Source organism: Pseudoalteromonas sp. TB51 (assembly GCF_000498055.1).
GTDB classification, from domain to species: Bacteria; Pseudomonadota; Gammaproteobacteria; order Enterobacterales; family Alteromonadaceae; genus Pseudoalteromonas; species Pseudoalteromonas atlantica.
Map to the genome: position 1 here is coordinate 1 of NZ_AUTO01000008.1, position 892 is coordinate 892.

Sequence of the window (892 nt, forward strand, 5' to 3'; positions counted from 1 at the left end):
GGGTTTATGCAGCCACAAGCAATAAAAATAGCTACGTTAAATGCAGCGCAGTATTTAAATAAGCAAAATACAATAGGTAGTATTGAAGTAGGTAAACATGCCGACTTGGTTATTGTTAATGGCGACTTTGCTAAAGATGCGTCGGCTATCCGTAATATGGAAACTGTATTTAAAAATGGTGTAGGCTATAACTCAACAGCACTTTTCGATAACACTAAATCGGTTGTTGGGCTTCATTAAAATAATAAAGGAAAACAGGATGAAAAAATCATTACTCTCAGTGGCATTAGGTTTTGCTGCACTTGGTGCGTTTAACGCGCAGGCAAACCTTGATCAACACGTTAAAAATGTAGAGCAACAGGTAATTGAATGGCGACGCGACTTTCACCAAAACCCTGAGCTTGGTAATCGCGAAACGCGTACCGCAGGCATTGTGGCTAAACATTTAAAGTCGTTAGGTATGCAAGTACAAACCGATATTGCTTACACCGGTGTTGTTGGTATTTTAAAAGGCGCAAAGCCTGGCCCTACAGTAATGCTACGCGCCGATATGGATGCACTACCGGTAACAGAAAAAACAGATGTGCCATTTAAATCAACCAAAACCACAAATTTCCGTGGCGTTGATGTAGGCATAATGCACGCTTGTGGCCACGACACGCACGTAGCTATGTTAATGGGCGCAGCCGAAGTATTAGCAAATATGAAAGATGAGCTGCATGGCAACATCATGTTTGTGTTTCAGCCTGCTGAAGAGGGCGCACCTTTAGGCGAAGAGGGCGGTGCAGAGCTAATGCTTAAAGAAGGTATATTTAAAAAATATAAACCTGACGTAGCCTTTGGGCTGCATATTACATCAAGCCTACACACGGGTAAAATTGGCTATCGAAGT

The 892-nt window shown here is 42.2% G+C and carries 2 protein-coding genes; both read left to right on the plus strand.

Going from position 1 to position 892, the window contains the following annotated elements; genetic code table 11:
* Positions 1 to 240: amidohydrolase family protein (locus L650_RS23445; protein WP_164835522.1), on the plus strand; the 240-nt coding region annotated here is incomplete at its 5' end.
* A gap of 19 nt (positions 241 to 259) precedes the next feature.
* Positions 260 to 892: amidohydrolase (locus L650_RS0100265; protein WP_128081030.1), on the plus strand; the 633-nt coding region annotated here is incomplete at its 3' end.